The sequence below is a fragment of the Streptomyces sp. NBC_00846 genome (assembly GCF_045207325.1).
Taxonomy (GTDB): domain Bacteria; phylum Actinomycetota; class Actinomycetes; order Streptomycetales; family Streptomycetaceae; genus Streptomyces.
The window spans coordinates 2,604,861-2,630,513 of sequence record NZ_CP108846.1; the positions used below are offsets into that span (position 1 = coordinate 2,604,861).

The window sequence follows — 25,653 nt, forward strand, 5'->3', positions numbered from 1 at the left end:
CCAACGGCGTTGGACACCAAAGCGCAAGACCCTAGTCCACCGGACGCAGCCGCCGCGACCGCTTTTGGCGGTCGATCCGGTGCTTATTCCACAGAAAAGGGCACTATGGGGACACTGACCGCGGCCGAGGAGTCTGCACAGACATGAGCGACGAGCCACAGCAGCCGGGCGGGGAGAACCAACCCCGGGGCTGGGACCCCAGGGACCCGTCCGCCCACGGCAGCAACAGCGGCAACAGGGGAGAACAAGGCGGTGAACAAGGCGGTGAACAGGACGGCCGACACGGCGGCCCACAGGACGGTCAACAGGACAGCACCGCCAAGCAGCCCAAGCGCCCCCGACGGCCCGAACGCACCGGCTGGCGCCGCGCCGTCCCCACCTGGCGGATGGTCCTCGGCGCCGTCCTCCTTCTCGTCCTGCTCCTGATCGGCGGCTTCATCGCCGGGTACGAACTCGTCGACATCCCGCCCGCCAACGCCACCGCCACCGCACAGTCGAACGTCTACCTCTACAAGGACGGCAGCGTCCTCGCCCGCTCCGGCGAAATCAACCGCGAGAACATCAAACTCGCCCAGGTCCCGCTCACCGTCCAGCACGCCGTACTCGCCGCAGAGGACCGCGACTTCTACTCCGAACGGGCGGTCGACGTCAAAGCCATGGCCCGAGCCGCCTGGAACACCCTCGCCGGCAAGGGCACCCAGGGCGGCTCGACCATCACCCAGCAGTACGTCAAGAACTACTACCTCGGCCAGGAACAGACCATCACCCGCAAGATCAAGGAGTTCTTCATCGCGGTCAAACTCAACCGCGAGGAATCCAAGAGCCGGATCTTCGAGGGCTACCTCAACACCAGCTACTTCGGCCGCAACGCCTACGGCATCCAGGCCGCCGCACAGGCCTACTACGGCAAGGACATCAGCAGCATCACCACCGCCGAAGGCGCCTACCTCGCCTCCCTCCTCAACGCCCCCAGCGCCTACGACGTCGTCGTCCACCCCGGAAACAAGGCCGCCGCCCTCGCCCGCTGGAACTACGTACTCGACGGCATGGTCAAGGAGAAGTGGCTCGGCGCCCGCACCCGCGCCACCCTGAAGTTCCCCGTACCCGGCAAGGTCAAGCCGTCCACCGGGCTCTCCGGACAACGCGGCTACATCATCCAGGCCGTCGAGGACTACCTCACCACCAACAAGGTCGTCAACGAGAACACCCTGGCCACCGGCGGCTACCGGATCACCACCACACTGGAGAAGAAGAAACAGAACGCACTCGTCAAAGCCGTCGACGACAACGTCATGTCCCAGACGAGCAGCGACCGCAAGGCCGACCGCGACGTCCGCGTCGGCGGCGCTTCCATCGACCCGGGCACCGGCCGCGTCGTCGCCATGTACGGCGGCGTCGACTACACCAAGCAGTACGTGAACAACGCGACCCGCCGCGACTACCAGGTCGGCTCCACCTTCAAACCGTTCGTCTTCACCTCCGCCGTCGCCAACGACTCCACCACCCAGGACGGCCGGCGCATCACCCCCAACACCGTGTACGACGGCACCAACAAACGCATGGTCGAGGGCCCCAACGGACCCACCGGCTACTCCCCCGCCAACGAGGACGACATCAGCTACGGTCCCATCACCGTCCGCGCCGCCACCGACAAGTCCGTCAACGCCGTCTACGCCCAAATGGCCGAAGACGTCGGCCCCGCCAAGGTCGAGCAGACCGCCATCGGCCTCGGCATCCCCCGGGACACCCCCGACCTCACCGCCTCTCCGTCCATCGCACTCGGCGTCGCCACCGCCGGCGTCCTCGACATGACCGAGGCGTACGCCACCCTCGCCAACCACGGAAGGCACGGCGCGTACGTCCTCGTCGACAAGGTCAGCAAGGGCGGCACGAACCTCGAACTCCCCAGCAGGAAGACCGAGCAGGCCGTCAGCCGCGAAGCCGCCGACACCACCACCTCGATCCTCCGGAGCGTCGTCGAGAACGGCTCCGGCACCGCCGCCCAGGCCGCCGGCCGCCCCGCCGCCGGCAAGACCGGCACCGCCGAGGACGACAGGGCAGCCTGGTTCGCCGGCTACACCCCCGACCTCACCACCGTCATCGCCGTCATGGGCCAGGACCCCGAGACCGGCGTACAGAAATCCCTCTACGGAGCACTCGGACTGGCCCGCATCAACGGCAGCGGCGCCCCCGCCCAGACCTGGGCCCAGTACACCGAAGCCGCGCTGCGCGGCACCACGGTCGAGGAGTTCGACCTGAGCCTCGAAAGCGGCGCCGCCGAAACCACCTCACCCACCGGGGAGAGCACCGTCCCCGGCGAAACCGGGACGCCGTCGGAGCAGCCCTCCGGCACGCCGCCGAGCAGCTTCGGAAGCATCGCACCCGGCAGCCCGCCGAGCCCCGGAAACAGCGAAGCCACCACCGGCGGCACGGACATGGGCGACTTGACCGGCGACGGACCGCAGAACGACGGATGGCACAACGGCGGACCGGACTACAACGGACCGGACTACAACGGCGGCCCCCGCGACGAGGACGACGGCGGCAGGGACCGCTACGACTTCCTCCCGGGCGCCCGAGGCACCCCGGCCCCCGCAACGCCCGCGCCGCCCGCGGCTCCCCAGCCGCCCACGGCTCCCACGGCTCCCACGGCTCCCACGGCTTCCACGGCTTCCACGGCTTCCACAGCTCCCCCGGCTCCCCCTGGCCCGCGTCAGTGACCCGAGGTCGCCTTCAGCCCCACGACAGCCACCAGCAACAGACAGACGAAGAAGATCCGGGCGGCGGTCGCCGGCTCGTTCAGCACCACCATGCCGAAAACCGCAGCCCCCGCCGCACCGATACCGACCCACACCCCGTACGCCGTCCCGATCGGCAGCGTCTTCGCCGCCTGGGACAGCAAGATCATGCTCGCCACGATCCCGACACCCGTGAACACACTCGGCCACAGCCGGGTGAACCCCTCGGTGTACTTCATCCCGATCGACCAGCCCACTTCCAGCAGACCGGCAACAATCAGCAGAACCCACGCCATGACGACACCTCCGACAAGACAGAACACGGAAAACACGGTGCGTCGTCTTTGCGAAACCCGGTACGGCGCGTCTCGTCGGGGGGTCAGCCCACCATAGCAAAGAACAAGCAAAGGGCCTGGTGACACCGGTCACCAGGCCACACCCGCCACTGCTGCTGCCGCTACCGCCGACTACAGAAACCGATCACGGAACCAGTCATGGAACCAGTCATGGATACGGATCGACAGATACGGATCACAGATACAGCCCGGTGGAATCCACCGACCCCTCGAACCGGTCCGCCGCCACCGCATGCAGATCCCGCTCGCGCATCAGCACATACGCCACACCGCGCACCTCGACCTCCGCACGGTCCTCGGGGTCGTACAGCACACGGTCACCCGGCTCCACCGTCCGCACGTTCTGGCCCACCGCGACCACCACGGCCCAGGCCAGCCGACGACCGACCGCAGCCGTCGCCGGAATCAGGATGCCGCCACCGGAACGCCGCTCGCCCTCAGGCGTATCGGACCGGACCAGCACGCGGTCATGCAACATGCGGATGGGCAGCTTGTCGTCGGTGTTCTCGCTCACGCCCCGCAACCTACCTGCCCACCGCGGCTCCACACGCCTCCGGGGTACACACCTGCGAAGCACACGGCCCGCACCATCACTTCTTCCGGCGCCGCTTCGACACCGTCAGCAGACCCACGACACCCACCGCGAGCAACGCCGCCGGAACCACCCGCTCCAGACGCGGAGCACCGTCCGCGGACACGAACCGCGCCTTCACATCCGACACAGCCCGGTTCACCGCGACAAAAGCCCGCCCGGCCGTCCGGTCCACGACCTCCGCAGCCCTGGCCTTCGCATCACCCATGATCGTCTTCGGGTGCACCCGCACCCCGATCTCATCGAGCACCACCGCAAGCTGCTCACGCCTGCTGATGATGTCCGCCTCGATCTGCGCAGGGGTCCTGGCATCCGACACTGCGCCGCCTCCGTGGTCCTCGTCCGGTAAACCTTCATCGACAGTCTGTCAGCTCGACCGCCCACGCACCCGGCGGCACCCCTATTACGCTCGGTCCCATACACCCCACGTGTCCAACTGAGGAGAACCATGAGCGAGCGACTCCAGCCCGGCGACACCGCCCCCGCCTTCACCCTCCCCGACGCCGACGGCAACGACATCTCGCTCGCCGACCACAAGGGCCGCAAGGTCATCGTCTACTTCTACCCGGCCGCCCTCACCCCCGGCTGCACCAAGCAGGCCTGCGACTTCACCGACAACCTGGAGCTCCTCGCAGGCGCCGGATACGACGTCATCGGCGTCTCCCCCGACAAGCCCGAGAAGCTCGCCAAGTTCCGCGAAAAGGAAAACCTCAAGGTCACCCTGGTCGGCGACCCCTCCAAGAAGACCCTGGAGGCATACGGCGCCTTCGGCGAGAAGAAGCTCTATGGCAAAACGGTGACGGGCGTCATCCGCTCCACGATCGTCGTGGACGAGGACGGCAAGGTCGAGCGAGCCCTCTACAACGTCAAGGCCACCGGCCACGTAGCCAAAATCGTCAAGGACCTCGGTATCTGAGCCCACACCGCCGCCCGGCCCCCGGAATGGCCTGCACCGCTGCAGCCTCGACCGAAGCGGCGCAGGCCATTCCACATCTTGTCGGATATCGGACGTGACTCTCCGATAAACGGCTCGTTGATCCGTACGAGGCCACGAACACGCGGCCGGATTCGGAGGGGAACATGCCAGTTCGGTATACCCGCGAGCTACTCGAAGAGGCGGCGCGGGAGACCACGAACGCGAATGATGCGGTCCGTTGGTGCGGTGGGACGCCGACGTCGGGGAGCCGGAGCTACCTGCGGGCCAAGATGACCGAGGCCGGGGTAGACATCTCGCACTTCATCGATACAAGGGTGCGCCACACCGAAGAGACGCTGCGCGAACTGGTCGCCTGCTCAAAGAGCGTGGCGGAGGTAGTACGCCGCTTGGGCATCAGTCCGGTGGGCGGCAACCAGGCGCACATCGGTCGCCGCATAGCCTCGCTGCACATCGACACGTCACATTTTCTGCGTACGCCTCCGCTCAGGCCCAAAGGGGCCCTGGGGAACCCCCTGGTTCTCGGTTCTCCGTCAGACGGCAGGCTTCCCGGCGAACGACTGCGTCGCGAACTGGTCCGCAGCGGGGTTGAGGACTCATGTGCCGCATGCGGCAACGAAGGGAAGTGGCTGGGCCAGCCACTCCGGCTCGAAGTGGACCATGTCAACGGTGACTGGTGGGACAACCGCCCGGAGAATCTCCGACTTCTCTGCCCCAACTGCCATGCAGCGACCGACACTTATCGCGGCCGCAAACGCAGGAGGACGGCATGAGCAACCAAAACAAGTACCCTCACGACCTGCTCGAACGAACCGCGGCTACAGCGACCAGCCTCGTCGATGTCCTGCGCCGCCTTGGCGCACCGCAGGGCAGCAGATCGCGCCGTTACGTGCGCGACCGGCTCAAGCATTACGGCATAGACACGTCCCACTTCGCAGAGGAGGCCCTGCCGGACCGAAGGCCCCACACGTACCCCGAGGAACTTCTTGCTGAGGCAGCCGCCCACTCGCACAGCATCCGGGAAATGTTCGAGTACATGGGCCTGCCACCGAGCGACAGCCCGTACGGCTACCTACGCAGAAAGATTGATCGTCTCGGCATCGACACCTCCCACTTCACCAGCGGCCGCAGGTATGGAACACCTTCTACGCCGTGGCACGAACTGACAGCTGCCGTCATCGAGTCCCGAAGCCTGGCCGGCGTCCTGAGGGTCCTGGGCCAGGTCGACAACGGCGGCGCTCGCGCCCGCCTCAAACGGGACATTGAGGCGTACAGTCTGTCGACTGCTCACTTCTCCGGCCAAAGCCATGGCCGTGGCACGCGTTCCCCGTACCGCAAACCCGCAGCAGAGATCCTTAAGCGTCTGGAATCCGGAGCGTCTCGAACGAACACAGCCCTCCTGCGACGTGCACTCGACGACATCGGGGTTCCCCACGCGTGCACGAGATGCGGCACCGGTGACACTTGGCGAGGGAACCGCCTCGTCCTGGAGATCGACCACATCAACGGCGACCGCCTGGACAACCGTCGCGAGAACCTGCGCTACCTGTGCCCCTCTTGTCACAGTCAGACCGAAACCTTCTCGAAGCGACGCCGCAGCGCACAGTAGAGTAGGCGTACGGGTCCGTACCCCAGCTGGCCAAGAGGGCGCCGGTTTAGGTCCGGTGTGTCGTGGGTTCGAGTCCCACCGGGCCCACAGGTACAGAGTGGCCGTCACCTTCGTTTCGAAGGTGACGGCCGCTGGTCGCCTCACCCCACCAACTCCCGCACCACCGGCACCAGTGCCCGGAACGCCTTGCCTCGGTGGCTGATCGCGTTCTTTTCCGCCGGGGTCAGTTCCGCGCAGGTGCGGTTGTCGCCGTCCGGTTGGAGGATCGGGTCGTAGCCGAAGCCGTTCGTGCCGGACGGGGTGTGGCGCAGGGTGCCCGTCAGATGGCCCTCGACCACGCGTTCCGTGCCGTCGGGGAGGGCGAGGGCCGCCGCGCAGGCGAAGTGGGCCCGGCGGTGGGCGTCGTCGATGTCGGAGAGCTGGGCCAGGAGCAGGTCCAGGTTGGCGCGGTCGTCGCCGTGGGCGCCGGACCAGCGAGCGGAGAAGATGCCGGGGGCGCCGCCGAGTACGTCCACGCAGAGGCCGGAGTCGTCGGCGATGGCGGGGTGGCCGGTGGCCTTCGCGAGGGCGTGGGCCTTGAGCAGGGCGTTCTCGGCGAAGGTGACGCCGGCCTCCTTGACGTCGGGGATGTCCGGGTACGCGTCCGCGCCGACGAGTTCGTGGTCGAGGCCTGCGTCGGCGAGGATCGCGTGGAGTTCGGTGATCTTCCCGGCGTTGCGGGTGGCGAGGATGAGGCGGGTCATGTCACCCAGTATCAGGGGTGATCAGGGGCTGCAGACCTTGCCGATTTCCTTGGCGGCGTCGGTGACGGGGGTGATGTCTGGGGTGGCGTCGCCCTTGTCGATCGAGTCACGGACGTTGCCGACACCGGCCCGGAGGTGGTCGACGGCCTTGCCGAGGTCGGCGTTGTCGGTCTTGTCGCCAAGGTTGCCGAGTTCCTTCTCGATGTCGTCGAGGGCTTCGGACGCCTGGGTGGGGTCGTCGGACGCGTTGGACACGGCCTGTTGGAGGTTGTCGACGCTGGTGGCGATGGCGTCGGCGGTTCGCACGCAGTCGAGTGCCTTGTCGACGGCGCCGCAGCCGGCTGTCGCGGTGAGTGCAAGGGTGAGGGTGGTCAGGGTCAGCGCGACGGTGGTGCGGCGATGGCGGTCGGCCTTGGCCATGGTGCGGTTCCTCCCTGGGTGCGGATACGCGGACGGGCGCACGGTTCGACCCGTGCGCCCGTGCTCGTAACGACGCGTTGTGGTGCGTATGTGGTTGCTTCTTCACTCGGCCAGGGTGCGGGCGAGGGCCTCGTGCTGGATGACGGTGAGGTCTGCGCAGCCCGCGGTGGCGAGGTCGAGGAGGGCGCCGAGTTCCTTGCGGTCGAAGGGGGCGGCCTCGGCGGTGCCCTGGACTTCGACGAAGCGGCCGTCGCCGGTGCAGACGACGTTCATGTCGGTCTCGGCGCGGACGTCCTCCTCGTAGCAGAGGTCGAGGAGGGGGGTGCCGTCGACGATGCCGACGCTGACCGCGGCGACGGTGTCGGTCAGCGGCTTGCGGCCGTGCTTGACGAGCTTCTTGTGCTGGGCCCAGGTGACAGCGTCGGCGAGGGCGACGTAGGCGCCGGTGATGGCGGCGGTGCGGGTGCCGCCGTCGGCCTGGAGGACGTCGCAGTCGAGGACGATGGTGTTCTCGCCGAGGGCCTTGTAGTCGATGACGGCGCGCAGGGACCGGCCGATGAGCCGGCTGATCTCGTGGGTGCGGCCGCCGATCTTGCCGCGGACGGATTCGCGGTCGCCGCGGGTGTTGGTGGCGCGGGGCAGCATGGAGTATTCGGCGGTGACCCAGCCTTCGCCGCTGCCTTTGCGCCAGCGGGGGACGCCTTCGGTGACGGAGGCGGTGCAGAAGACCTTGGTGTCGCCGAAGGAGATGAGTACGGAACCTTCGGCATGCTTGCTCCATCCGCGTTCGATGGTGACGGGGCGGAGCTGTTCGGGGGTGCGGCCGTCGATACGAGACATGACATCGACCCTATCGGGTGCGATGCCATGACCCGTTCGGGTGCGGCGCAGCCCTGTCCAGGTGGGGCGGACGGGGCCTGCGGGGTGTTGGTGCTAGGGGGGTGGGGGCGGGGGTAGTGCTGGACTTGCTGCCGGTGCCGAGTCGGTCTGCTCGGCTCGGCGGGGTCCGGCGGGGCGCGGCCGGGAGGTCAGCCGGCGATTCGGCGGCCGGTCACATCATGTCTTCGATGTCGGCGGCGATGGGGTCGGCGTCGGTGCCGATGACGACCTGGATCGCGGTGCCCATCTTGACGACGCCGTGGGCTCCGGCGGCCTTGAGCGCGGCTTCGTCGACCTTGCTGGGGTCGTGGACCTCGGTGCGCAGGCGCGTGATGCAGCCTTCGATCTCGTCGATGTTGTCGATACCGCCGAGCCCGGCGACGATCTTCTCAGCCTTGCTGGCCATGGCCTTCTCCCTGGTTGTTCCCATGCATGCGACGGCCCACCATGGGTCCGTTTCGTCACCGTAACGCACGTTTGGCCCAGCTTCGCGGGCGAGTGACTGGACCGTCCCCAATGATGACGATCATCGGCGCGCTGCCTTCCAGGCGGGTTACGCACCGCACCCCGACTGGTCTATACCATTGCGCAACGACCCCCGACCGCGCCTCGTTCCGGGAGGACGCCGATGAGCTCGAGCAGTGCCGCAGCACCACGGAGAACGTGGTGGAGCGGCCTCTTCCAGGGCCTCCAGAAGATGGGCCGCAGCCTTCAGCTCCCGATCGCCGTGCTGCCGGCGGCCGGCATTCTCAACCGGCTGGGCCAGCCGGACGTATTCGGTGACGAGGGGCTGCGCTGGGGCAATGTCGCCAAGGTGTTCGCGGCGGCGGGCGGCGCGCTGCTCGACTCGGGGTTCGGCCTTCCGCTGCTGTTCTGCATCGGTGTGGCGATCGGCATGGCGAAGAAGTCGGACGGTTCGACCGCGCTCGCCGCGGTGACCGGCTTTCTCGTCTATTACGCGGTGCTGCATGCCTTCCCGGTGAACTGCGTCCCGGGAGCCAAGTTCATCGGCGCCGGAATGTGGTCGGGGGTCTGCGTCCTGTCGGACACCACGGTCACGCAGGCCGGTTACCAGAACCCCGGGGTGTTCGGCGGCATTGTGATGGGTCTGCTGTCCGCCTGGTTCTGGCGGCGGTACCACCGGGTCAGGCTGGTGGACTGGCTGGGCTTCTTCAACGGCCGCCGGCTCGTGCCGATCATCATGGCGTTCGTCGGTCTTCTCTTCGCGGCGCTGTGCGCGTGGGTGTGGCAGCCGGTCGGTGAGGGTCTGACCAGCTTCTCCAAGTGGCTGGTGGACCTGGACTGGGCGGGCTCGGGCATCTTCGGTGTCGCCAACCGCGCGCTGCTGGTCATCGGTCTGCACCAGTTCCTGAACACCTTCGTCTGGTTCCAGTTCGGTGACTTCACCAAGCCGGACGGCACGGTCGTGCACGGTGACATCAACCGGTTCCTGGCGGGTGACCCGACTGCCGGTCAGTTCACCTCGGGGTTCTTCCCGATCATGATGTTCGCCCTCCCGGCCGCGGCGCTGGCGATCTACCACTGCGCCAGGCCGCATCGGCGGAAGGCGGTCGGCGGCATGATGCTGTCGGTCGCCCTGACGTCGTTCGTGACGGGTATCACCGAGCCGATCGAGTACTCGTTCGTGTTCATCGCGCCGGTGCTGTACGCGATCCATGCGGTGCTCACCGGCGTCTCGATGGCGGTGACCTGGGCGCTCGGGGTCAAGGACGGCTTCAGTTTCTCCGCGGGCCTGATCGACTACGTCATCAACTGGGGTCTGGCAACGAAACCGTGGCTGATCATTCCGATCGGCCTGGTCTTCGCCGCCGTCTACTACGCGATCTTCCGGTTCGCAATCATCAAGTTCCATCTCCAGACTCCGGGCCGGGAGCCCGACGAGGTGGAGGACGAGATCGAGAGAAACCTCACGAAATAGCGCCTCGGCCGGGCTCGGACCCGGCAAATGCAGACCCCTGGACCTTGCGGTCCAGGCCTCGTCCCGGCACGAGAAAAGCCCTCACCTTCCCCGCGGGAGGTGAGGGCTTCGTCGTGCACCGGATGTGCGGGACGGCTAGTGCCGCGACCGGCAAGCTTTGCCCCGTCGCGGCACTAGATCTCGTAGACCGCGCCCGGTGCCGCCACTTCCACCGGTCCGCGGAAGAGCATGCGGGCGTCGGCCAGGTTGCGGTCGGCGTCGGTCCACGGCGGGATGTGGGTGAGGACGAGCCGTCCCACTCCGGCACGGGCGGCGATCTCGCCCACTTCGCGGCCGTTGAGGTGGAGGTCCGGGATGTCCTCCTTGCCATGGACGAACGATGCTTCGCAGAGGAACAGGTCGGCGCCCTCGGCGATCTCGTCCAGGGCCTCGCAGACGCCGGTGTCGCCGGAGTATGTGAGCGTGCGGCCGCCGTGCTCGATCCGGATGGCGAAGGAGTCGACGGGGTGGCAGACCTTCTCCGTACGGACCGAGAAGGGGCCGATCTCGAACGAGCCGGGCTTGAGGGTGTGGAAGTCGAAGACCTCGCTCATCGCCCGCTCGGACGGGGTGTCGCCGTGGGCGGTGGTCAGCCGCTGTTCGGTGCCGTCGGGGCCGTAGACCGGGATGGGGCGGGGACGGCCCCCGTCGTGCCGGTAGTAACGGACGACGAAGTACGCGCACATGTCGATGCAGTGATCGACATGGAGGTGGCTGAGGAAGATGGCGTCGAGGTCGTAGAGACCGACATGGCGCTGCAGCTCGCCGAGGGCGCCGTTGCCCATGTCGAGGAGCAGCCTGAAGCCGTCGGCCTCTACGAGGTAGCTCGAACATGCCGATCCCTCGGACGGGAACGAGCCGGAGCAGCCGACGACGGTGAGCTTCATGGAGCGTGAACCTCCGAGACGTGGGACGGGGAGGGTTCGTGCGGTCTGTTGAACGGTTTGTCGAGCGTAAGGCGCGAAACAGCCGGTCGCTCCTCCATGGCCGTCCGTTGTGGGGGAACTCACCTGCTCTGTCACCGGTTCGATGGAAGAGGCCGGGGCGCCGGTACGGTCGGGACATGAGCATGTCCTGGTGGTGGATCGCGTTTGCCGTTGTCGTGCTGCTCGCGCTCGTCGCGGCGGTTGCCGATGGGCGGGGGCGGGGCGGGCGGCGTCCGGGTGGGCGTCGCGGCGGGTCGGCGGGTGCGCGCTCGGGCGGGCGTCCGGGCGGGCGGACGCGTCCGCCCGCGGGGCCGGGGCGCGAGCCGGGGCCGGAGCGGAGGCCGAGGCCGGGTGAGATCTGGTGGGCCGAGGTGCCGTACGAGGACGGGCCGGGGACGAAGGACCGGCCCTGTCTGGTGCTGTCGGTACGGGGTGACTCGGCGCTCGTCGCGAAGATCACCAGCAAGCACCACGAGGAGCGGCCGGGGGTGATCGCGCTGCCCGCGGGAGCGGTGGTGGACGCGCGGGGGCGGGCGAGCTTCCTGGAGACGGATGAGCTGCGGGAGGTCGCCCTGCGGGGCTTCCGGCGGCTGGTGGGGGTGGTGGACGCGGGGGTCTGGGAGCGGGTGCGGAAGCTCGGGTGAGGTGAAGTGGGGCGAGGTGGGTGGGCCCGGGGCTCGAACGCCGGACGGGCCGGTGGTTCGGCTCGTCCGGCGTTCGAGTGCCGGGGTTGTGCCCGGAGCTGGGGTTACGCCCAGAGCCCGGGTTCTGCCCGCAGCTGGGGCTATGCCCAGAGCTGGCCGTGCAGGGATTCGATGGCCTCTTCCGTCGTGGGGGCCGTGTAGACGCCCGTCGACAGGTACTTCCAGCCGCCGTCCGCGACGACGAAGACGATGTCGGCCTGCTCCCCCGCCTTGACGGCCTTGTTTCCGACGCCGATCGCGGCGTGGAGTGCGGCGCCGGTGGAGACACCCGCGAAGATGCCCTCCTGCTGGAGGAGTTCGCGGGTGCGGGTGACGGCGTCCGCCGAGCCGACGGAGAAGCGGGTGGTGAGGACCGAGGCGTCGTAGAGCTCGGGGACGAAGCCCTCGTCGAGGTTGCGGAGCCCGTAGACGAGGTCGTCGTAGCGGGGTTCGGCGGCGACGATCTTGACGTCCGGCTTGCGCTCGCGCAGGTAGCGGCCGACGCCCATGAGTGTGCCGGTGGTGCCGAGGCCGGCCACGAAGTGGGTGATGGACGGGAGGTCGGTGAGGATCTCCGGGCCGGTGGTGGCGTAGTGGGCGCCCGCGTTGTCGGGGTTGCCGTACTGGTAGAGCATGACCCAGTCGGGGTGCTCGGCGGCCAACTCCTTGGCGACGCGTACGGCGGTGTTGGAGCCGCCCGCCGCCGGGGAGGAGATGATCTCGGCGCCCCACATGGCGAGCAGGTCGCGCCGTTCCTGGGAGGTGTTCTCCGGCATGACGCACACGATGCGGTAGCCCTTGAGCCTGGCTGCCATGGCGAGCGAGATGCCGGTGTTGCCGCTGGTGGGTTCCAGGATGGTGCAGCCGGGGGTCAACCGGCCGTCCTTCTCGGCCTGTTCGACCATGTGGAGCGCGGGGCGGTCCTTGATCGAGCCGGTGGGGTTGCGGTCCTCCAGCTTGGCCCAGATACGGACGTCGTCCGACGGTGACAGCCGCGGCAGGCGGACGAGCGGGGTGTTGCCCACTGCGGCGAGCGGGCTGTCGTAGCGCATCAGTTCATGCCGCCGGCGACGGCCGGGAGGATGGTGACGTTGTCGCCGTCGCTGAGCTTGGTCGAGATGCCGTCGAGGAAGCGGACGTCCTCGTCGTTGAGGTAGACGTTCACGAAGCGGCGGAGTTCGTTCCCGTCGACGATGCGCTCACGGATGCCCTTGTGGCGGCTGTCCAGGTCCGTGAAGAGGTCGGCGAGGGTGTCTCCGTTGCCCTCGACGGCCTTGGCGCCGTCGGTGTAGGTGCGGAGGATGGTCGGGATGCGGACCTCGATGGCCATGGCGTGGGCTCCTGTCTCAAGCAGATCGAAGCGGGGAGGTGGCGTGGGCGCGCGGTTCTGCCCCCGCGCGGGGGGTGGTGCGTGGCGCATGGGTGTTCGCGGTGCCGCGAGCCCGGCTCAGGCCTTGTGGCCGGCGGGCAGGCGGCACGTACAGATCGCGCTGGAGAGCCTGCACAGGTCGACGTGCAGCCGCGCGACGAGCAGCGTGCCCGGCGTCCTCTTGCTCACGTCATGGGGAACCATGCGGTCATCGTATCGATTCCCGGTCCGCGATCTGGAGTGTGATCTCACCTGATGGATGATGGGCGTTCGGTGGGTGGACAGGGCCATGGTGGACGGGACCTCGGTGCAGCCGGTCCCGTCCGGCCGGTGGCGTGCCGGGGCGGGCGATGTGACGAGGTCAGGCGGGTTCGTACGCCTCGACGACCTCGATGTCCTCCTCGGTGATCTCGCCGTCCACGATCCGGTAGGAGCGGAACTGGAAGGGGCCCGCGTCGTCGGTGTCCGCGGTGGAGACGAGGACGTAGTGGGCGCCGGGTTCGTTGGCGTAGGTGACGTCGGTGCGGGAGGGATAGGCCTCGGTCGCGGTGTGGGAGTGGTAGATGATCACCGGCTCCTCGTCGCGGTCGTCCAGCTCGCGGTAGAGCTTGAGGAGGTCGGCCGAGTCGAACTCGTAGAAGGTGGGCGAGCGGGCGGCGTTGAGCATGGGGATGAACCGTTCGGCACGGCCGGTTCCGGCCGGGCCCGCGACCACGCCGCACGCCTCGTCGGGGTGGTCGGCGCGGGAGTGCGCGACGATCTGGTCGTAGAGCGCCTGGGTGATGGTCAGCATGGCGCCAGGATAGGCATGCGGGCCCCGGCGTACCGAGGGGTGGTACGCGGAGGCCCACATGGTGGACGCGACTGCGGGGCGGCCGGTACGCCGGGGCGGCTCGACGATGGGTCGGGGGTCGTCCGCGGGTGGTCTCAGCTCTTCTCGAAGGCCTTGTTCGCGGGGTTGCGGGCTTTGAGCACCACGTACGAGATGCCGAGCAGGAGCGCCCAGAGCGGGGCGCAGTACAGCGAGATCCTGGTGTCCTTGTCGATGCCCATCATCACGATGACCAAGCCGATGAAGGCCAGTGCGAAGACGCTGGTGTACGGGGCGCCGGGGGCCCGGAACGTGGACCGCGGGAGCACGCCGCGGTCGGCGAGGCCGCGGTAGCGGATCTGGCAGCAGAGGATCATGATCCAGGCCCACATGCCGGAGATGGTGGCGAAGGAGACGACGTAGGTGAAGGCGTCGCCGGGCCACTGGTAGTTGATCCAGACGCCGACGAGCATCAGGGCGGCGGAGAAGGTGGTGCCGATGAGCGGGGTGCCGCTCCCGGTGAGCCGGGTGAAGAACTGCGGGCCCTGGCCGTTGAGCGCGAGGTCGCGGAGCATGCGGCCGGTGGAGTACATGCCGGAGTTGCAGGAGGAGAGGGCCGCGGTCAGCACGACGAAGTTGACGATTCCGGCGCCGACGACGAGGCCCATTTCCTCGAACGCGGCGACGAACGGTGAGATGCCGGGCTTGAACGCGGTCCACGGGACCACCGAGAGGATCATGACGAGGGCGCCGACGTAGAAGACGGCGATGCGCCAAGGCACGGTGTTGATGGCCTTGGGCAGGACGGTCTCCGGGTCCTTGGACTCACCCGCGGTGACGCCGACGAGTTCCACGGCGAGGAAGGCGAACATCACGATCTGCAGGGTCATCAGGGTGCCCTTGATGCCGTGCGGGAAGAAGCCGCCGTCGGCCCAGAGGTGGGTGACGGACGCGGTGTCCCCGGCGTCGGAGAAGCCGAGGGTGAGAATCCCGGCGCAGATGAGGATCATGCCGACGATGGCGGTCACCTTGACCATCGAGAACCAGAATTCGAGTTCCCCGAAGAGCTTTACGGAGATCAGGTTCACGCCGTACAGAATGACCGTGAAGACCAGTGCCGAGACCCATTGCGGAAGGGCGAACCAGAACGTCATGTACTGGGCTGCCGCAGTGACTTCGGTGATTCCGGTGACGACCCAGAACAGCCAGTAGGTCCACCCGGTGACAAAGCCGGCGAAGGGGCCGATGAATTCGCGGGCGTACTCCGAGAAGGAGCCCGACACCGGGCGGTACATGAGGAGTTCACCCAGGGCGCGCATGATGAAGAAGATCACCAGACCCGCGACGGCATAAGCCAGGACGAGACTGGGTCCGGCTTTCGAGATCGCCTTTCCCGCACCGAGGAAGAGGCCGGTGCCGATGGCTCCGCCGATGGCGATCATCTGGATCTGCCGGGCGCCGAGGGCCCGCCGGTATCCCTCGCCCGCCGGGCCGGCATCCGTGACCGCCGCGGCCGGCCGGCCGTCCTGCCCCTCGTCCACCTGCGCCGATGTCATGTGCCGCGCCCTTCTCCCACCGATCCGCGCCGAGCCCTTGGGAACAGGGTCGGTGTCCTCGGGCGACCGTGAACACTTGGCGGAGGCAGACGGGTGACGCACCGGACGTGGTCCGGCCTACGGCGAGGGAAGAACGACCGGGAAATTCCCGTCGCCTGAAAGTGGCCGTTCAGGTGACGCGTACACCCATCGCGTGCACGAGCACCCGTCGCGCGGCCTCGGGACATCCATGCGGAACCAGGGAACTGCGGAACCACGAACCCGCAGAACTATGGAATCCGGAACTACGGAACTACGGAACTACGGCATCAGGGTTTCCACGAGGGTTTCCTGGAGCGCGCCGAGCCAGAGATAAGCCATGACCATCGGCTTGCGCGGATCGCTGTCGGGCAGCCGGTAGAGCGAGCCGGCCTCGCCCTCGTCGTCGTCGGTGACCTCCATGCGGGTGCCGATGGTCAGCCGGAGGTCGTTGAGGGCGCCGAGCCAGTTGCGGCATTCGTCGGCGGAGAGCGTGAGTACGCCGCCGCCGTCCTCCTCAGCCGCGAGGGCGTCCAGGGTGCGTACGACCGTGAGGGCGTCCTCGCGCTTGCGGGCGCGAAGATCGTTCTCGGTGAAGCGGCGGAACTCGGCGGACGCGGCGCGCACCTCGGTGTCCTCGTCGCCGTACGCCTCGGGGAAGAGGCGGGCCAGGGCGGGGTCGGCGGGCGGTTCGCTGGGCCCCTCGGCGAAGAGCGTGGCGAGCGGGTCCTCGCCCTCGGCGGGTTCGTCGCCGGGGCCGATCAGTTCCAGCAGCTGGACGGCGAGGGAGCGCAGGATCGCGATCTCCACCTCGTCGAGCGCGACGGCCGCGCCGCCGTCGGGGGTGGCCTTGAAGTGGCCGGCCATGGGTTCTCTCCGATGGATGGGTCGGGCGGGGCAGAAGAGGATCGGACCGGCCCGGCACCCCTGCGGGCGCACCTGGCCGGTCACGGCACTAGTTGCGGTCCTGGGTGAGGGTGGCCCACAGTCCGTAGCCGTGCATGGCCTGGACGTCGCGTTCCATCTCCTCGCGGCTGCCGCTGGAGACGACGGCCCGGCCCTTGTGGTGGACGTCCAGCATCAGTTTGTGGGCCTTGTCCTTGGAGTAGCCGAAGTAGGCCTGGAAGACATAGGTCACATAGCTCATGAGGTTGACCGGGTCGTTGTGGACCAGCGTCACCCAGGGGACGTCGGGCTCGGGGACGACGCGGCTGTCCTCGGCCGACTCGGGACGCTCGATCTCTGTAGGGGCGACACTCACCCACCCCATGCTGCCACCCAGGAGGGGTCATCGCACAAACGACCCGAGATCTCGTCACTCTGACGAAATAGAGGTAGCATCCGGAACATGAACTCTGCGGACCTTGGGCGACGGGTCGGTGTGCCGTCGACCGCGCTCTTCACCGACCAGTACGAGCTCACGATGGTGCAGGCCGCGCTGAAGGCCGGTACGGCCGAGCGGCACTCGGTCTTCGAGGCGTTCACCCGCCGGCTGCCGGAGGGGCGCCGCTACGGCGTCGTCGCGGGCATCGGACGCGTGCTGGACGCGGTGGAGAACTTCCACTTCGACGACGAGATGCTCACCTTCCTGCGCGAACAGGACGTCGTCGACGGACCCACGCTCGACTGGCTGGCCGACTACCGCTTCCGCGGTGACATCTGGGGCTACCCGGAGGGCGAGGTGTACTTCCCCGGCTCGCCCATCCTGCGGGTCGAGGGCTCCTTCGCCGAGTGCGTCGTGCTGGAGACGGTGATCCTGTCGATCCTCAACCACGACTCGGCGATCGCCGCCGCTGCGTCGCGGATGTCCGCCGCCGCGGGCGGCCGCGGGCTGATCGAGATGGGTGCACGGCGCACCCACGAGCTGTCGGCGGTGGCCTCCGCGCGTGCCGCGTACATCGGCGGCTTCGACACCACCTCCGACCTGGCCGCGGGCTTCCGCTACAACATCCCGACCGTCGGGACGAGCGCCCACGCCTTCACGCTGCTCCACGACACCGAGCGCGACGCGTTCCGGGCGCAGGTGGACTCGCTGGGCCGGGGCACGACGCTGCTGGTCGACACGTACGACGTCGCCGAGGCGGTCCGTACGGCGGTCGAGATCGCCGGGACGGAACTGGGCGCGGTACGGATCGACTCCGGGGACCTGCTGCTGGTCGCGCACCGGGTGCGGCAGCAACTGGACGAGCTGGGCGCCACCGGGACGAAGATCGTGGTGACGTCCGATCTGGACGAGTACGCGATCGCCTCGCTGGCCGCCGCCCCGGTCGACGCGTACGGGGTGGGCACGCAGCTGGTGACCGGCAGCGGGCAGCCGACCTGCTCGATGGTCTACAAGCTGGTCGCCCGCGCCGGATCGGCCGACCCCGCGGAGCCGCTGCGTGCGGTCGCCAAGAAGTCGCTCAGTTCGAAGTCGTCGGTGGGCGGTCGCAAGTGGGCGGCGCGCCGGCTGGACGAGAGCGGGGTGGCCGAGGCCGAGGTGATCGGCACCGGTCCCGTACCGGCGGAGCTGGCCGAGCGGCAGCTGCTGGTCGAACTGGTCAGGGGTGGTGAGGTGATCGCCCGCGAGCCGTTGGACGCGGCGCGCGAGCGGCACATGGCGGCGCGGGCGGGGCTGCCGATGTCCGCGATGCAGCTGTCCCGCGGCGAGCCCGTCATTCCCACGGAGTACATCTGAGTACGTCTGTGTACATCCGACGGAGCCGGGAACGGGGGCGGGGACGGGGCGGGTGAGCCGGAACGGGACCGGTGAGGAGGGTGCGACCGGGGCCGTTCGGTAGCCGGTTCGTCTGCGATCGCCGGAACCACCGGAGACGCTTGATTACGTCACCTCCCGAAGCCGCTCCCGAGTCTCTAGGCTCGAATACGCCCCCCATGACCCGCCGACCGTCCCCCACCGAAGGACACCCGCCATGCACCGCGCCTTGATCGTCGTGGACGTACAGAACGACTTCTGCGAGGGCGGGAGTCTCGCCGTGGCGGGGGGCTCCGATGTCGCCGCCGCCATCACCGACCTGATCGGCGAGGCCCAGGCCGGGTACCGCCACGTGGTGGCCACCCGTGACCACCACATCGACCCGGGCAGCCACTTCTCCGACCAGCCGGACTTCGAGCGCTCCTGGCCGCCGCACTGCGTCGCCGGTACGGAGGGGGTGGGCTTCCACCCGAATTTCGCCCCCGCGGTCGCGTCGGGGGCGATCGACGCGGTGTTCGACAAGGGGGCCTACGCCGCGGCGTACAGCGGCTTCGAGGGCCTCGACGAGAACGGCGTCGGGCTGGCGGACTGGCTGCGGGACCGCCGGGTCACCGAGGTCGACGTGGTCGGCATCGCGACCGACCACTGCGTGCGGGCGACGGCGCTGGACGCGGTCCGGGCGGGCTTCACCACGCATGTGCTGCTCGACCTGACCGCCGGGGTCGCCGAGGCGTCCACGGACCGGGCACTGGAGGAGCTCCGCAGGGTGGGCGTGAAGCTCTCCGGCAAGCCGGTGGTGTAGGAGCCCTCACGCCCCACACGGAGCGCGCCGCCCGCGCCCCCACGGCGCCTCATCAGGCATCAGGCTCAGCTCAGGCCGGACGGCGGGCGGGTAGGGCGCGCATGCCCGGCACGGACGCCCCGGCAGGCCCGGGCGACCCGGCCGTCACCGCCGTCACCGCCGTCACAGCTGTCACAGCCGGGCGGAGCAGCGCGCGGATCGGGTGCCAGAGCTCCTGGGCCCGCTCCGGTCTCGCCCGCCAGAGCACCCCGTCCGGGTGGTGCAGCACTGCGGTGATCTCGTCCGGGGTGGGCGGCTCGGCGTTGCCCCGCAGGTAGACGGCGCGCAGGCCGAAATTGCGCAGCCGGGTCAGCGCGCGGGCCCGGTTGACCGCGTGCACCAGGACCCGGATCGGGGCGCCCGGACCCGCTCCGTCCGTCGGGCCGGTCAGGGTGATCGCGACGACCACGCTGCCGTTCGGCAACTTGCTGAACCCTCCGCCTGCCATGTTCCGCGCTCCCCCGTGAGACGTCGTGTCAATAAGGATCTGAACAAGAGGCACCTAAACACGATCGGCCGCCGCCCGCTAGAGGGCGACGGCCGATAAAGCTCTGACCTGCGGTGATGCCGGACTACTCGTGCGAGGCCTCAACCTTGACGATCATCTTCGAGCCGTCGTGCGACTCGCTGACAACCGTGATCCGGGTGTTCGTGTCAGTGACCTGAACACTTCCGGTCTTGTTCTCCTCGTACCAGTAGGTTCCCTTGTGGTCGTCGAAGACCGGGACGCCGGGCTGCGACTTGATCCGCACCGGCACGTCGGCGTTGTGCAGCGTGAAGCCGTCGGTCGCGCGCTGGCTGAAGGGCGCGTCGAAGGGCTGGATCTTGTTGCGGATGACCGTGCCGTCCGCCCACTTCAGCGGCTTGGCGTGCGCGTCGATCGGCAGGATCAGGCCCTTGCCCGGGTGGGTGGAGACGTTGTTGTTCTTCTGGGAGGTGTCCCACTGCCAGATGAGCAGACCGTTCTGGTACGGGTAGTGCTCGACCCAGTCCGGACGGGTCTTGGAGAAGCCGAAGTTGTACGGGCCGACCTTGAGGGTCTGGTCGTAGCTGACGTACTGGCGGTTCTCCGCGATGTAGTACTGCGGGTAGTCCTTGGTGAACGAGTCGCCGACGCGGGAGAAGCCCTTGGCGGTCCAGCCGTTGTCGTCGCCCTCGGCGTTGTCCGAGAAGATCACGGCGCCGTCGGCGGTGACCGAGATGGTGTCGGCCGCGAAGCCGATGCCGCCCGCGCCGCCGTCGGTGGCGTACCGGAAGCGGATGTCGATCTTCTTGCCCGCGTAGGCGTCCAGCGGGTAGGAGAGCTGCTGGTGCTTGCCGGAGACGCCGGTCAGGGCCGGCTTGTCACTGGCGTCGCGCGGGATCGCCTTGCCGTCGGCCGTGCCGTCGATCGTGGTCCAGCTGGTACCGCCGTTGTCCGACACCTCGGTGTAGAGGAAGTCGTAGTCCTTCTCGATGTCCCAGAAGCCCGCGAGGTCCAGGGAGGCCTTGGACTTGCCGGTCAGGTCGACCGAACGGGTGAGGGTGTTGTTCAGGTTGTCGCCCATGTCGCTCCACCACTGCTTGGAGCCCTCGGCGGGCTTCGTGACAGGGGTGGTGACGGGCTTGTCGGGCAGCGTGACGAGGAGCGCCTGCTTGTTCTTGGTGTTGTACTCGGACACGCCCAGCTTGTGGGTGGACTTCGTCGCGGCCTTGGCCTTGTCGTAGTCGAGCCAGCCCAGTTGGAGCTTGTCCCAGGCGGTCATGTCGCCGGGCGTGTCACCGATCTGGCCCTTGCCCGTGCCGAGCCAGGAGCCGGCCGACATCAGGGACCAGAAACCGACCGAGTTCTCGGCGCGGTTGGTGGTGTCGTACAGGTCGGGCAGGCCCAGGTCGTGGCCGTACTCGTGGGCGAAGACACCCAGGCCGCCGTTCTCGGGCTGCGCGGTGTAGTCGCCGACCCACATGCCGGTGTCACCGATCTCGGCGCCGCCGGCCTTGTTGTAGGCCGGGCCGGTCGCGCCGACGTCGGTGCCGTAGGCGTACCAGCGGTGCGCCCAGACGGCGTCGGTGCCCTGCACGCCGCCGCCCGCGGACTCGTCCTCACCGGCGTGGACGATCTGGAAGTGGTCGATGTAGCCGTCCGGCTCGTTGAAGTCGCCGTCGTCGTCGTAGTCGTAGCGGTCCCACTGGTCGTACTGCGCCAGGTCGGCCTTGATCTGGTCCGTGGTACGGCCCTTGGCCTTCTGGTCGGCGGCCCAGGCGTTCACGCCGTCGCGGACCATGTCCCAGACGCTGGCGCAGTTGGTCGAGCCGCAGTAGTTGGACCCGTAACGAGCCTCGTTGTACGGCACCTTGACCCAGTCGGAGACCTGGCCTTCGACCGAGTAGCGCCCGGAGGACGTCTTCTCGTAGTACGTCTTCAGCGAGTTCTTGCCGGCACCCGTACCGAAGTAGAGCTCCTGGAAGTGCGCCTGGTTGTAGTCGGCCTGCCAGGCGGTGCTGTTGTCCTTCTTGGGGTCCGGCTTGGCTATCTGGTTGTGCGCCGGGCCGGGCGTGCCGCCGTACTTCGGAACGGCCGGCGCGGGGCCGTCGCCGTCCGGGTCGTACATGGTCGCGTTGTCGACCTTGTCGCCGAAGTCGACCAGGATCGTGAAGATCTTGTCGGTCTTCTCGCGGCCGAGTTCGACGTACTTCTTGTCGTCGAGCTTGACGACCTTGGAGCCGTTGCGGGTCGACACCTTCTTGTCGCCCGCTATGACCTGCTCCAGGGCGGCCTGACGCTGGGCGTCCTGCTGCTTGCTGAAGGGGCCCTGCAGGTCGTGCGAGTCTCCCTTGGCCGAGCCCGGATCGCGGCGCTCGACCGCGGGCGCCTTCGCCCCCGACGTGTGGTCATCTGCCTGGGCTGTAGCGAAAGCCGACGCCGTAGCGGCAGTCGCGGCCATGGCCACGACAACCGCAGCGGCGCGAAGCGCCCGTCTGTTACTGGTCACTTGATGCAGTCCTCCCCGGCGCCCGCGGCTGCGGCCTGGCGTGGAGTGGAGGGGCCGAGCGCGGATACGCGTCACAAGTGACGACATTCGACCGGAGTTACGAGAGAAAAGACAGATCTTGACTTGAACAGACCAAGTGCACTATGCAGGAGCACATTTCCGTTAGTCGAACGCTTCCCACGCGGACAACCGGCGCGTCATAACCGAGGGTTGAAGCACGGAATGACTCCGTGCGCCCCCCGTGCACCGGTACCGTGGGTTAGGTGATGCTTACTACCGGTTCCGCTCGGGCATCCACCGTCGTAGAGTCGCTTGACAGTGCGACCGTGTCGAGAGACTGCCCATCCGATGCCCCGAGGACGGATACCGCCATGCCGCGTATCACTGCCGCACAGCTCTCCTACGGTTCGGTCACCGTCATCTTCTCGACCCTCGCCATGCTGCTGCTCTCCCGTACGGGTTCGGGCCTCGGCATCGCCGTCATCGGGACCGCGGCGCTCGCGCTCGGCCTGCTGGTGGCCGTGACCGTACCCCGCACGACCCGGGCGAAAACAGCGAAGTCCGCGAAGGCCGGGGCCGCAGCGCGCACGAACCACGATCCGGTCTCCGCCGCCGTCGAGGCCGAGGGCCTCGCCCGCGACGACGTCCGGGCCCCGATCCCGCAGGCCCGCACGGCCGGACAGCGCGCCGCGGCGCGGGCGGACGAACTGATGGGCGAGCATTCCCTGCGGCACTGAGTACGGGCACGGCCCCGGTCTCCGTACGGGCTCGATGACCGAGCCGGTACGGAGACCGGGGCCGTAGGGCGCGGCAGCGACTCAGTCGGTCTGGACGACCACCGTCTTCGCCACCTTGTCGTGAAGGCCCTGCCGGTACGGCTTGTCCGTGAACATGAGCACGATGTTGATCAGCCACCACAGGCACGGGCAGCACAGCAGCGCCGGCAGCCACAGCACCACGCCCCGCAGGAACGCCGCCCCGGTGTCCGGCACCCGGCCGTCGTTGAGCATCGCGACCCGCAGCTTCAGCAGCCGCTTGCCGATGGTCCGGCCGTCCTTGTGCGTGAAGTACGTGTCGTACGCGACGTAGACCACCAGCCCGATCAGCGACCAGAGCAGCTGGTGCCCGCTGTACGTCTGGCTGAAGACATTGCTGACGCCGTTGTTGCTGCTGTTGTCGTTCATCTCGACCGCCCCGCCCCACGGCAGCGAGATCAGATACAGCGGAACCGAGATGATGAGGAAGTCGATCAGCCGGGCCAGAATCCGCTTGCCGGGCTCGCCCAGCGGCGGCATACCGGCCAGCGGATCCACACCCCCGTACGGGCCACCGCCGCCGTAGGCACCGGGACCGTACGGCGGCGGTGGACCGGGCGGTGGACCGGGCGGCGGAGGCGGCGGGGTGCCCCCGTAGGGCGAGCCCGACGACGGCCCCTGCGGCCCTTGGGGCCCCTGCGGTCCCTCCGGCCCTTGAGACCCCTGGGGCTTCTTGAGGAACGGGTCCTCCTCAGGCGGCTGACCGGGCGTCGGCTGATCGTTGCTCATGGGGGCAGTGCACCCCGGCCCGCAGGTGCCCGCAACGCCTCAGGTGCGTTCGGGGGAACGGGGCGTCCTCCGCAGGGCCTCACCCAATGGGCCGTCCGCCGGAGGAGTGCCCTCCACGGGCCGGGGCACGGAGTCAGAGGCTGTCGGGCGACCTCCGGTCGGAAAGCGGACGCGGTCTGGTGCGTGCGATTCCAAGGCGCCGGGATGTCCTCGTAGCGGAGCTACTAGGGCATTTCGGCAACGCGGGAAGCGTGCGTGCCAGGGCGTGGCCGCCCGATCGGAGGTCGCCCGACAGCCTCTCAGCCGGCGACGAAGGTGCGCGCCGCCTTGTCGTGCCAGCACTGGCGCCACGGCCGGTCGATCAGGCACCACAGCACGTTGACCACCCCGACCACCAGGATGCCCAGCAGGCCGTAGACCAGCCAGCGGCGCAGCGCGGCGGCGAAGGACGGGGTCTCGTGGGACTCAATGTCCCGTACGTCGAGTCCGCAGAGCTTCTTGCCGAGCGTACGGCCCCACTTCGCGGTCGGCAGTGCCTCCAGCAGCACGCCGAGCACGAAGAACGCGCCGAGCACCGCACCGAACAGACCGGCCGTGGTGGAGTCCACCAGCCAGACGGTGACCGTCTCACCGGACAGCTTCGCCGCGTTGATCTTCTCGTCGATGTGGTCCATCGCGTGTGAGAGGAGCGGGAAGCCGATCGCGCCGACGAGTGCGCCCAGCACGACCGTGTCGACGAGCCGCGCGGCGAACCGCTTCCCGAGCCCGGCGGGCCTGGCCGCCGCCTGGGCCTGTACGAGCTGCTGGAAGGGGTCGTCGACCGGCGGCTTCCAGGGCACGACGGGCTGATCGGGCTGCCCGCCCTGCGCACCGAACTGGGGGTGGGGTTGCCGAGGCTGCAGGGACTGCTGGGGTTGGTGGGCCTGGGGTTGGTGGGGTTGGTGGGCCTGGGGTTGCTGGGGTTGGTGAGTCTGTGGCTGGGGGCGGGCCATCTGGTCGGGCTGGGCGAGCTGGTGGACCTGCTGCGCCCAGGGGGTGGCACCGCCGGGGCCGGAAGCTGGGTTCGGGGCGGGGGCGGGAGCGGGGGTGGCGGATTGCGCGGGGGGCTGGGCCGCCGTGCGCCGTGGCGCCTGCGGTGGTGTCTGCGCGGGGGTGCCGGGTCCGATCGCGCGGATCGTCATCGTCCCGTCCGCGGGCTCCTGTTCCGCCGACCGGGAAGCGGGTGCGCGGCCCGGGCGGTCGACCCGGATCGCGACGGTGTTCTCGGGGATCTGGCCGCCGCCGTCGCGCATGGCGGGCAGCGCACCGCCCGTCGGCTCCGGCGAAGCCGGCCGACGCGGGTCCACGGGGGTGAGGTCGGCGGGTGTCCGGAGCGCGGGGGCGCGGTCGGCCGGGACCGGATCGGTCGAGGCACGGTCGGTCCGGACCGGATCGGCCGGGGCACGGACCGCGGGGACACGGTCGGCGGGGGTACGGTCCGCGGGCGTACGCGGATCCCGCCCGGACTCCGCCACCGAGCCGGACTCCGGTGCCGACGGCTCACGCCGATCGCCCTGCCGGCCCGGGTCGCCCTGTACACCGGGCTGCCCGGTGCCGCCCCAGGAGACCCGTCGGTCGCGTTCGCCGCCGAAGCCGGTCTGCCGGGAGGCGTCGGCCTGCCAAGCGGTGGCCGGTTCCCGTTGGTTGTCCGCGTGCGGTTCCTCGTCGAGGTAGACCGGACCGGTCTCGTCCACCGGAGCGTCGGCCGGCGCGGGCGCCGCGACCGACGGCTGCGGCTGCGGGCTCGGCGGCGGTTCGGCCGCCGCTCCGGCGGGCGAACCGGGCATCGACTCGCCCTGCTGCGGGGCGGGCCGGCTCGTGCCGGGCACCCACGAAGCGCCGTTCCAGTACCGGACATATCCGGGAATGGACGGGTCGGGGTAATACCCCTCATGGGGGCTTTCGTCACCGGGTGCCGGGGTTGGGGCGCTCATCACCGTGGTCCCGTAT

At 68.8% G+C, this 25,653-nt stretch carries 28 protein-coding genes, 1 tRNA gene and 1 riboswitch; of the genes, 10 read left to right on the forward strand and 19 right to left on the reverse strand.

Features of this window, described 5'->3' with window-relative positions; genetic code table 11:
• Positions 1–143 precede the first annotated feature (143 nt).
• Positions 144–2,720 carry a transglycosylase domain-containing protein gene (locus OG936_RS12020; RefSeq protein ID WP_406494489.1) on the forward strand — a complete coding sequence of 859 codons (2,577 nt, stop codon included), beginning with the start codon at positions 144–146 and terminating at the stop codon, positions 2,718–2,720.
• On the opposite strand, the gene OG936_RS12025 is transcribed toward OG936_RS12020, so the two are convergent.
• The 3 genes from OG936_RS12025 to OG936_RS12035 form a co-directional block, all read right to left on the reverse strand.
• Positions 2,714–3,034 carry a DMT family transporter gene (locus OG936_RS12025; RefSeq protein ID WP_406494491.1) on the reverse strand — a complete coding sequence of 107 codons (321 nt, stop codon included), beginning with the start codon at positions 3,032–3,034 and terminating at the stop codon, positions 2,714–2,716. The genes OG936_RS12020 and OG936_RS12025 overlap by 7 nt on opposite strands.
• Before the next feature lie 36 nt (positions 3,035–3,070).
• A riboswitch (guanidine-III (ykkC-III) riboswitch) is annotated at positions 3,071–3,132 on the reverse strand.
• A gap of 137 nt (positions 3,133–3,269) precedes the next feature.
• Complete coding sequence (locus tag OG936_RS12030; protein ID WP_030923137.1) at positions 3,270–3,608, reverse strand: co-chaperone GroES; 339 nt, start codon at positions 3,606–3,608, stop codon at positions 3,270–3,272.
• A gap of 76 nt (positions 3,609–3,684) precedes the next feature.
• A complete protein-coding gene (locus OG936_RS12035; protein WP_383756887.1) occupies positions 3,685–4,005 on the reverse strand; it encodes a DUF3618 domain-containing protein in 321 nt (106 codons plus the stop codon).
• A gap of 129 nt (positions 4,006–4,134) precedes the next feature.
• On the opposite strand from OG936_RS12035, the gene bcp reads away from it, so the two are divergent.
• From bcp to OG936_RS12055, 4 genes are all read left to right on the forward strand, one after another.
• The gene (gene bcp / locus OG936_RS12040) at positions 4,135–4,602 is read left to right on the forward strand and encodes a thioredoxin-dependent thiol peroxidase (RefSeq protein WP_406494493.1); all 468 of its coding nucleotides are present in this window, start codon (positions 4,135–4,137) and stop codon (positions 4,600–4,602) included.
• Between the two features lie 164 nt (positions 4,603–4,766).
• Positions 4,767–5,393 carry an HNH endonuclease gene (locus OG936_RS12045; protein WP_406494494.1) on the forward strand — a complete coding sequence of 209 codons (627 nt, stop codon included), beginning with the start codon at positions 4,767–4,769 and terminating at the stop codon, positions 5,391–5,393.
• Positions 5,390–6,229, forward strand: a complete 840-nt coding sequence (locus OG936_RS12050) for an HNH endonuclease (protein WP_406494495.1) — start codon at positions 5,390–5,392, stop codon at positions 6,227–6,229. The genes OG936_RS12045 and OG936_RS12050 overlap by 4 nt, the downstream gene beginning before the upstream one ends.
• 11 nt (positions 6,230–6,240) lie before the next feature.
• Positions 6,241–6,316: transfer RNA gene (locus tag OG936_RS12055), tRNA-Leu, on the forward strand.
• 53 nt (positions 6,317–6,369) lie between these two features.
• Here the strand turns inward: OG936_RS12055 and rdgB are convergent.
• The 4 genes from rdgB to OG936_RS12075 form a co-directional block, all read right to left on the reverse strand.
• Positions 6,370–6,972, reverse strand: coding sequence for an RdgB/HAM1 family non-canonical purine NTP pyrophosphatase (gene rdgB / locus OG936_RS12060; RefSeq protein WP_406494497.1), 603 nt, complete (start codon positions 6,970–6,972; stop codon positions 6,370–6,372).
• A 21-nt stretch (positions 6,973–6,993) separates the two neighbouring features.
• Entirely contained in the window at positions 6,994–7,392 is a 399-nt protein-coding gene (locus tag OG936_RS12065) for a hypothetical protein (RefSeq protein ID WP_406494498.1), read from the reverse strand.
• Between the two features lie 102 nt (positions 7,393–7,494).
• Positions 7,495–8,232, reverse strand: a complete 738-nt coding sequence (gene rph, locus OG936_RS12070) for a ribonuclease PH (RefSeq protein WP_383756899.1) — start codon at positions 8,230–8,232, stop codon at positions 7,495–7,497.
• Between the two features lie 211 nt (positions 8,233–8,443).
• Positions 8,444–8,701 carry a PTS glucose/sucrose transporter subunit IIB gene (locus tag OG936_RS12075; RefSeq protein WP_266746427.1) on the reverse strand — a complete coding sequence of 86 codons (258 nt, stop codon included), beginning with the start codon at positions 8,699–8,701 and terminating at the stop codon, positions 8,444–8,446.
• Positions 8,702–8,899: 198 nt separating this feature from the next.
• Here OG936_RS12075 and OG936_RS12080 point away from each other — a divergent pair, with 198 nt between their 5' ends.
• Positions 8,900–10,210: a PTS transporter subunit EIIC gene (locus OG936_RS12080; protein WP_406494499.1), complete on the forward strand. Its 1,311-nt coding sequence runs from the start codon at positions 8,900–8,902 to the stop codon at positions 10,208–10,210.
• Between the two features lie 173 nt (positions 10,211–10,383).
• On the opposite strand, the gene OG936_RS12085 is transcribed toward OG936_RS12080, so the two are convergent.
• Positions 10,384–11,136, reverse strand: a complete 753-nt coding sequence (locus tag OG936_RS12085) for an MBL fold metallo-hydrolase (RefSeq protein ID WP_406494501.1) — start codon at positions 11,134–11,136, stop codon at positions 10,384–10,386.
• A 176-nt stretch (positions 11,137–11,312) separates the two neighbouring features.
• Between OG936_RS12085 and OG936_RS12090 the strand changes: the two genes are divergently transcribed.
• Complete coding sequence (locus OG936_RS12090; protein ID WP_406494502.1) at positions 11,313–11,819, forward strand: type II toxin-antitoxin system PemK/MazF family toxin; 507 nt, start codon at positions 11,313–11,315, stop codon at positions 11,817–11,819.
• A 140-nt stretch (positions 11,820–11,959) separates the two neighbouring features.
• Here OG936_RS12090 and OG936_RS12095 read toward each other — a convergent pair whose 3' ends face one another.
• The 7 genes from OG936_RS12095 to clpS all read right to left on the reverse strand — a co-directional run bounded on the left by OG936_RS12095 (position 11,960) and on the right by clpS (position 16,882).
• Positions 11,960–12,910 carry a PLP-dependent cysteine synthase family protein gene (locus tag OG936_RS12095; protein WP_406494503.1) on the reverse strand — a complete coding sequence of 317 codons (951 nt, stop codon included), beginning with the start codon at positions 12,908–12,910 and terminating at the stop codon, positions 11,960–11,962.
• A complete protein-coding gene (locus tag OG936_RS12100; RefSeq protein WP_266746433.1) occupies positions 12,910–13,188 on the reverse strand; it encodes a MoaD/ThiS family protein in 279 nt (92 codons plus the stop codon). The genes OG936_RS12095 and OG936_RS12100 overlap by 1 nt, the downstream gene beginning before the upstream one ends.
• Positions 13,189–13,305: 117 nt before the next feature.
• Complete coding sequence (locus OG936_RS12105) at positions 13,306–13,431, reverse strand: putative leader peptide (RefSeq protein ID WP_406494505.1); 126 nt, start codon at positions 13,429–13,431, stop codon at positions 13,306–13,308.
• A 157-nt stretch (positions 13,432–13,588) separates the two neighbouring features.
• The gene (locus tag OG936_RS12110; RefSeq protein WP_266746434.1) at positions 13,589–14,020 is read right to left on the reverse strand and encodes a M67 family metallopeptidase; all 432 of its coding nucleotides are present in this window, start codon (positions 14,018–14,020) and stop codon (positions 13,589–13,591) included.
• Between the two features lie 134 nt (positions 14,021–14,154).
• On the reverse strand, positions 14,155–15,594 hold the full coding sequence (locus OG936_RS12115; protein WP_406494507.1) for an amino acid permease: 1,440 nt from the start codon (positions 15,592–15,594) through the stop codon (positions 14,155–14,157).
• 300 nt (positions 15,595–15,894) lie between these two features.
• Complete coding sequence (locus OG936_RS12120; RefSeq protein WP_406494509.1) at positions 15,895–16,479, reverse strand: DUF2017 domain-containing protein; 585 nt, start codon at positions 16,477–16,479, stop codon at positions 15,895–15,897.
• 88 nt (positions 16,480–16,567) lie between these two features.
• Entirely contained in the window at positions 16,568–16,882 is a 315-nt protein-coding gene (clpS, locus tag OG936_RS12125) for an ATP-dependent Clp protease adapter ClpS (protein WP_266746437.1), read from the reverse strand.
• A gap of 78 nt (positions 16,883–16,960) precedes the next feature.
• Here clpS and OG936_RS12130 point away from each other — a divergent pair, with 78 nt between their 5' ends.
• Both OG936_RS12130 and OG936_RS12135 read left to right on the forward strand, forming a co-directional pair.
• A complete protein-coding gene (locus OG936_RS12130; RefSeq protein ID WP_406494511.1) occupies positions 16,961–18,289 on the forward strand; it encodes a nicotinate phosphoribosyltransferase in 1,329 nt (442 codons plus the stop codon).
• Positions 18,290–18,524: 235 nt separating this feature from the next.
• Positions 18,525–19,109, forward strand: a complete 585-nt coding sequence (locus tag OG936_RS12135; RefSeq protein WP_327349778.1) for a nicotinamidase — start codon at positions 18,525–18,527, stop codon at positions 19,107–19,109.
• Between the two features lie 70 nt (positions 19,110–19,179).
• Here OG936_RS12135 and OG936_RS12140 read toward each other — a convergent pair whose 3' ends face one another.
• Together OG936_RS12140 and OG936_RS12145 are read right to left on the reverse strand one after the other, a co-directional pair.
• Positions 19,180–19,596 carry a hypothetical protein gene (locus tag OG936_RS12140; RefSeq protein ID WP_406494513.1) on the reverse strand — a complete coding sequence of 139 codons (417 nt, stop codon included), beginning with the start codon at positions 19,594–19,596 and terminating at the stop codon, positions 19,180–19,182.
• A gap of 124 nt (positions 19,597–19,720) precedes the next feature.
• On the reverse strand, positions 19,721–22,120 hold the full coding sequence (locus OG936_RS12145) for an immune inhibitor A domain-containing protein (RefSeq protein WP_406494515.1): 2,400 nt from the start codon (positions 22,118–22,120) through the stop codon (positions 19,721–19,723).
• Positions 22,121–22,491: 371 nt separating this feature from the next.
• Here OG936_RS12145 and OG936_RS12150 point away from each other — a divergent pair, with 371 nt between their 5' ends.
• Positions 22,492–22,857 (forward strand): hypothetical protein, encoded by a 366-nt coding sequence (locus OG936_RS12150; protein WP_406494517.1) that lies wholly within the window; start codon positions 22,492–22,494, stop codon positions 22,855–22,857.
• Positions 22,858–22,938: 81 nt separating this feature from the next.
• On the opposite strand, the gene OG936_RS12155 is transcribed toward OG936_RS12150, so the two are convergent.
• Both OG936_RS12155 and OG936_RS12160 read right to left on the reverse strand, forming a co-directional pair.
• On the reverse strand, positions 22,939–23,664 hold the full coding sequence (locus OG936_RS12155) for an RDD family protein (protein WP_406494519.1): 726 nt from the start codon (positions 23,662–23,664) through the stop codon (positions 22,939–22,941).
• 299 nt (positions 23,665–23,963) lie between these two features.
• Positions 23,964–25,637: an RDD family protein gene (locus tag OG936_RS12160; protein WP_406494521.1), complete on the reverse strand. Its 1,674-nt coding sequence runs from the start codon at positions 25,635–25,637 to the stop codon at positions 23,964–23,966.
• Between the last annotated feature and the right edge of the window lie 16 nt (positions 25,638–25,653).

Bases quoted from the DNA above. Each gene is read 5' to 3' on its own strand.
- OG936_RS12020 (WP_406494489.1), top strand. From the start codon at position 144: ATGAGCGACGAGCCACAGCAGCCGGGCGGGGAGAACCAACCCCGGGGC.
- OG936_RS12025 (WP_406494491.1), bottom strand. From the start codon at position 3,034: ATGGCGTGGGTTCTGCTGATTGTTGCCGGTCTGCTGGAAGTGGGCTGG.
- bcp (WP_406494493.1), top strand. From the start codon at position 4,135: ATGAGCGAGCGACTCCAGCCCGGCGACACCGCCCCCGCCTTCACCCTC.
- OG936_RS12045 (WP_406494494.1), top strand. From the start codon at position 4,767: ATGCCAGTTCGGTATACCCGCGAGCTACTCGAAGAGGCGGCGCGGGAG.
- OG936_RS12050 (WP_406494495.1), top strand. From the start codon at position 5,390: ATGAGCAACCAAAACAAGTACCCTCACGACCTGCTCGAACGAACCGCG.
- rdgB (WP_406494497.1), bottom strand. From the start codon at position 6,972: ATGACCCGCCTCATCCTCGCCACCCGCAACGCCGGGAAGATCACCGAA.
- OG936_RS12065 (WP_406494498.1), bottom strand. From the start codon at position 7,392: ATGGCCAAGGCCGACCGCCATCGCCGCACCACCGTCGCGCTGACCCTG.
- rph (WP_383756899.1), bottom strand. From the start codon at position 8,232: ATGTCTCGTATCGACGGCCGCACCCCCGAACAGCTCCGCCCCGTCACC.
- OG936_RS12075 (WP_266746427.1), bottom strand. From the start codon at position 8,701: ATGGGAACAACCAGGGAGAAGGCCATGGCCAGCAAGGCTGAGAAGATC.
- OG936_RS12080 (WP_406494499.1), top strand. From the start codon at position 8,900: ATGAGCTCGAGCAGTGCCGCAGCACCACGGAGAACGTGGTGGAGCGGC.
- OG936_RS12085 (WP_406494501.1), bottom strand. From the start codon at position 11,136: ATGAAGCTCACCGTCGTCGGCTGCTCCGGCTCGTTCCCGTCCGAGGGA.
- OG936_RS12090 (WP_406494502.1), top strand. From the start codon at position 11,313: ATGAGCATGTCCTGGTGGTGGATCGCGTTTGCCGTTGTCGTGCTGCTC.
- OG936_RS12095 (WP_406494503.1), bottom strand. From the start codon at position 12,910: ATGCGCTACGACAGCCCGCTCGCCGCAGTGGGCAACACCCCGCTCGTC.
- OG936_RS12100 (WP_266746433.1), bottom strand. From the start codon at position 13,188: ATGGCCATCGAGGTCCGCATCCCGACCATCCTCCGCACCTACACCGAC.
- OG936_RS12105 (WP_406494505.1), bottom strand. From the start codon at position 13,431: ATGGTTCCCCATGACGTGAGCAAGAGGACGCCGGGCACGCTGCTCGTC.
- OG936_RS12110 (WP_266746434.1), bottom strand. From the start codon at position 14,020: ATGCTGACCATCACCCAGGCGCTCTACGACCAGATCGTCGCGCACTCC.
- OG936_RS12115 (WP_406494507.1), bottom strand. From the start codon at position 15,594: ATGACATCGGCGCAGGTGGACGAGGGGCAGGACGGCCGGCCGGCCGCG.
- OG936_RS12120 (WP_406494509.1), bottom strand. From the start codon at position 16,479: ATGGCCGGCCACTTCAAGGCCACCCCCGACGGCGGCGCGGCCGTCGCG.
- clpS (WP_266746437.1), bottom strand. From the start codon at position 16,882: ATGGGGTGGGTGAGTGTCGCCCCTACAGAGATCGAGCGTCCCGAGTCG.
- OG936_RS12130 (WP_406494511.1), top strand. From the start codon at position 16,961: ATGAACTCTGCGGACCTTGGGCGACGGGTCGGTGTGCCGTCGACCGCG.
- OG936_RS12135 (WP_327349778.1), top strand. From the start codon at position 18,525: ATGCACCGCGCCTTGATCGTCGTGGACGTACAGAACGACTTCTGCGAG.
- OG936_RS12140 (WP_406494513.1), bottom strand. From the start codon at position 19,596: ATGGCAGGCGGAGGGTTCAGCAAGTTGCCGAACGGCAGCGTGGTCGTC.
- OG936_RS12150 (WP_406494517.1), top strand. From the start codon at position 22,492: ATGCCGCGTATCACTGCCGCACAGCTCTCCTACGGTTCGGTCACCGTC.
- OG936_RS12155 (WP_406494519.1), bottom strand. From the start codon at position 23,664: ATGAGCAACGATCAGCCGACGCCCGGTCAGCCGCCTGAGGAGGACCCG.
- OG936_RS12160 (WP_406494521.1), bottom strand. From the start codon at position 25,637: ATGAGCGCCCCAACCCCGGCACCCGGTGACGAAAGCCCCCATGAGGGG.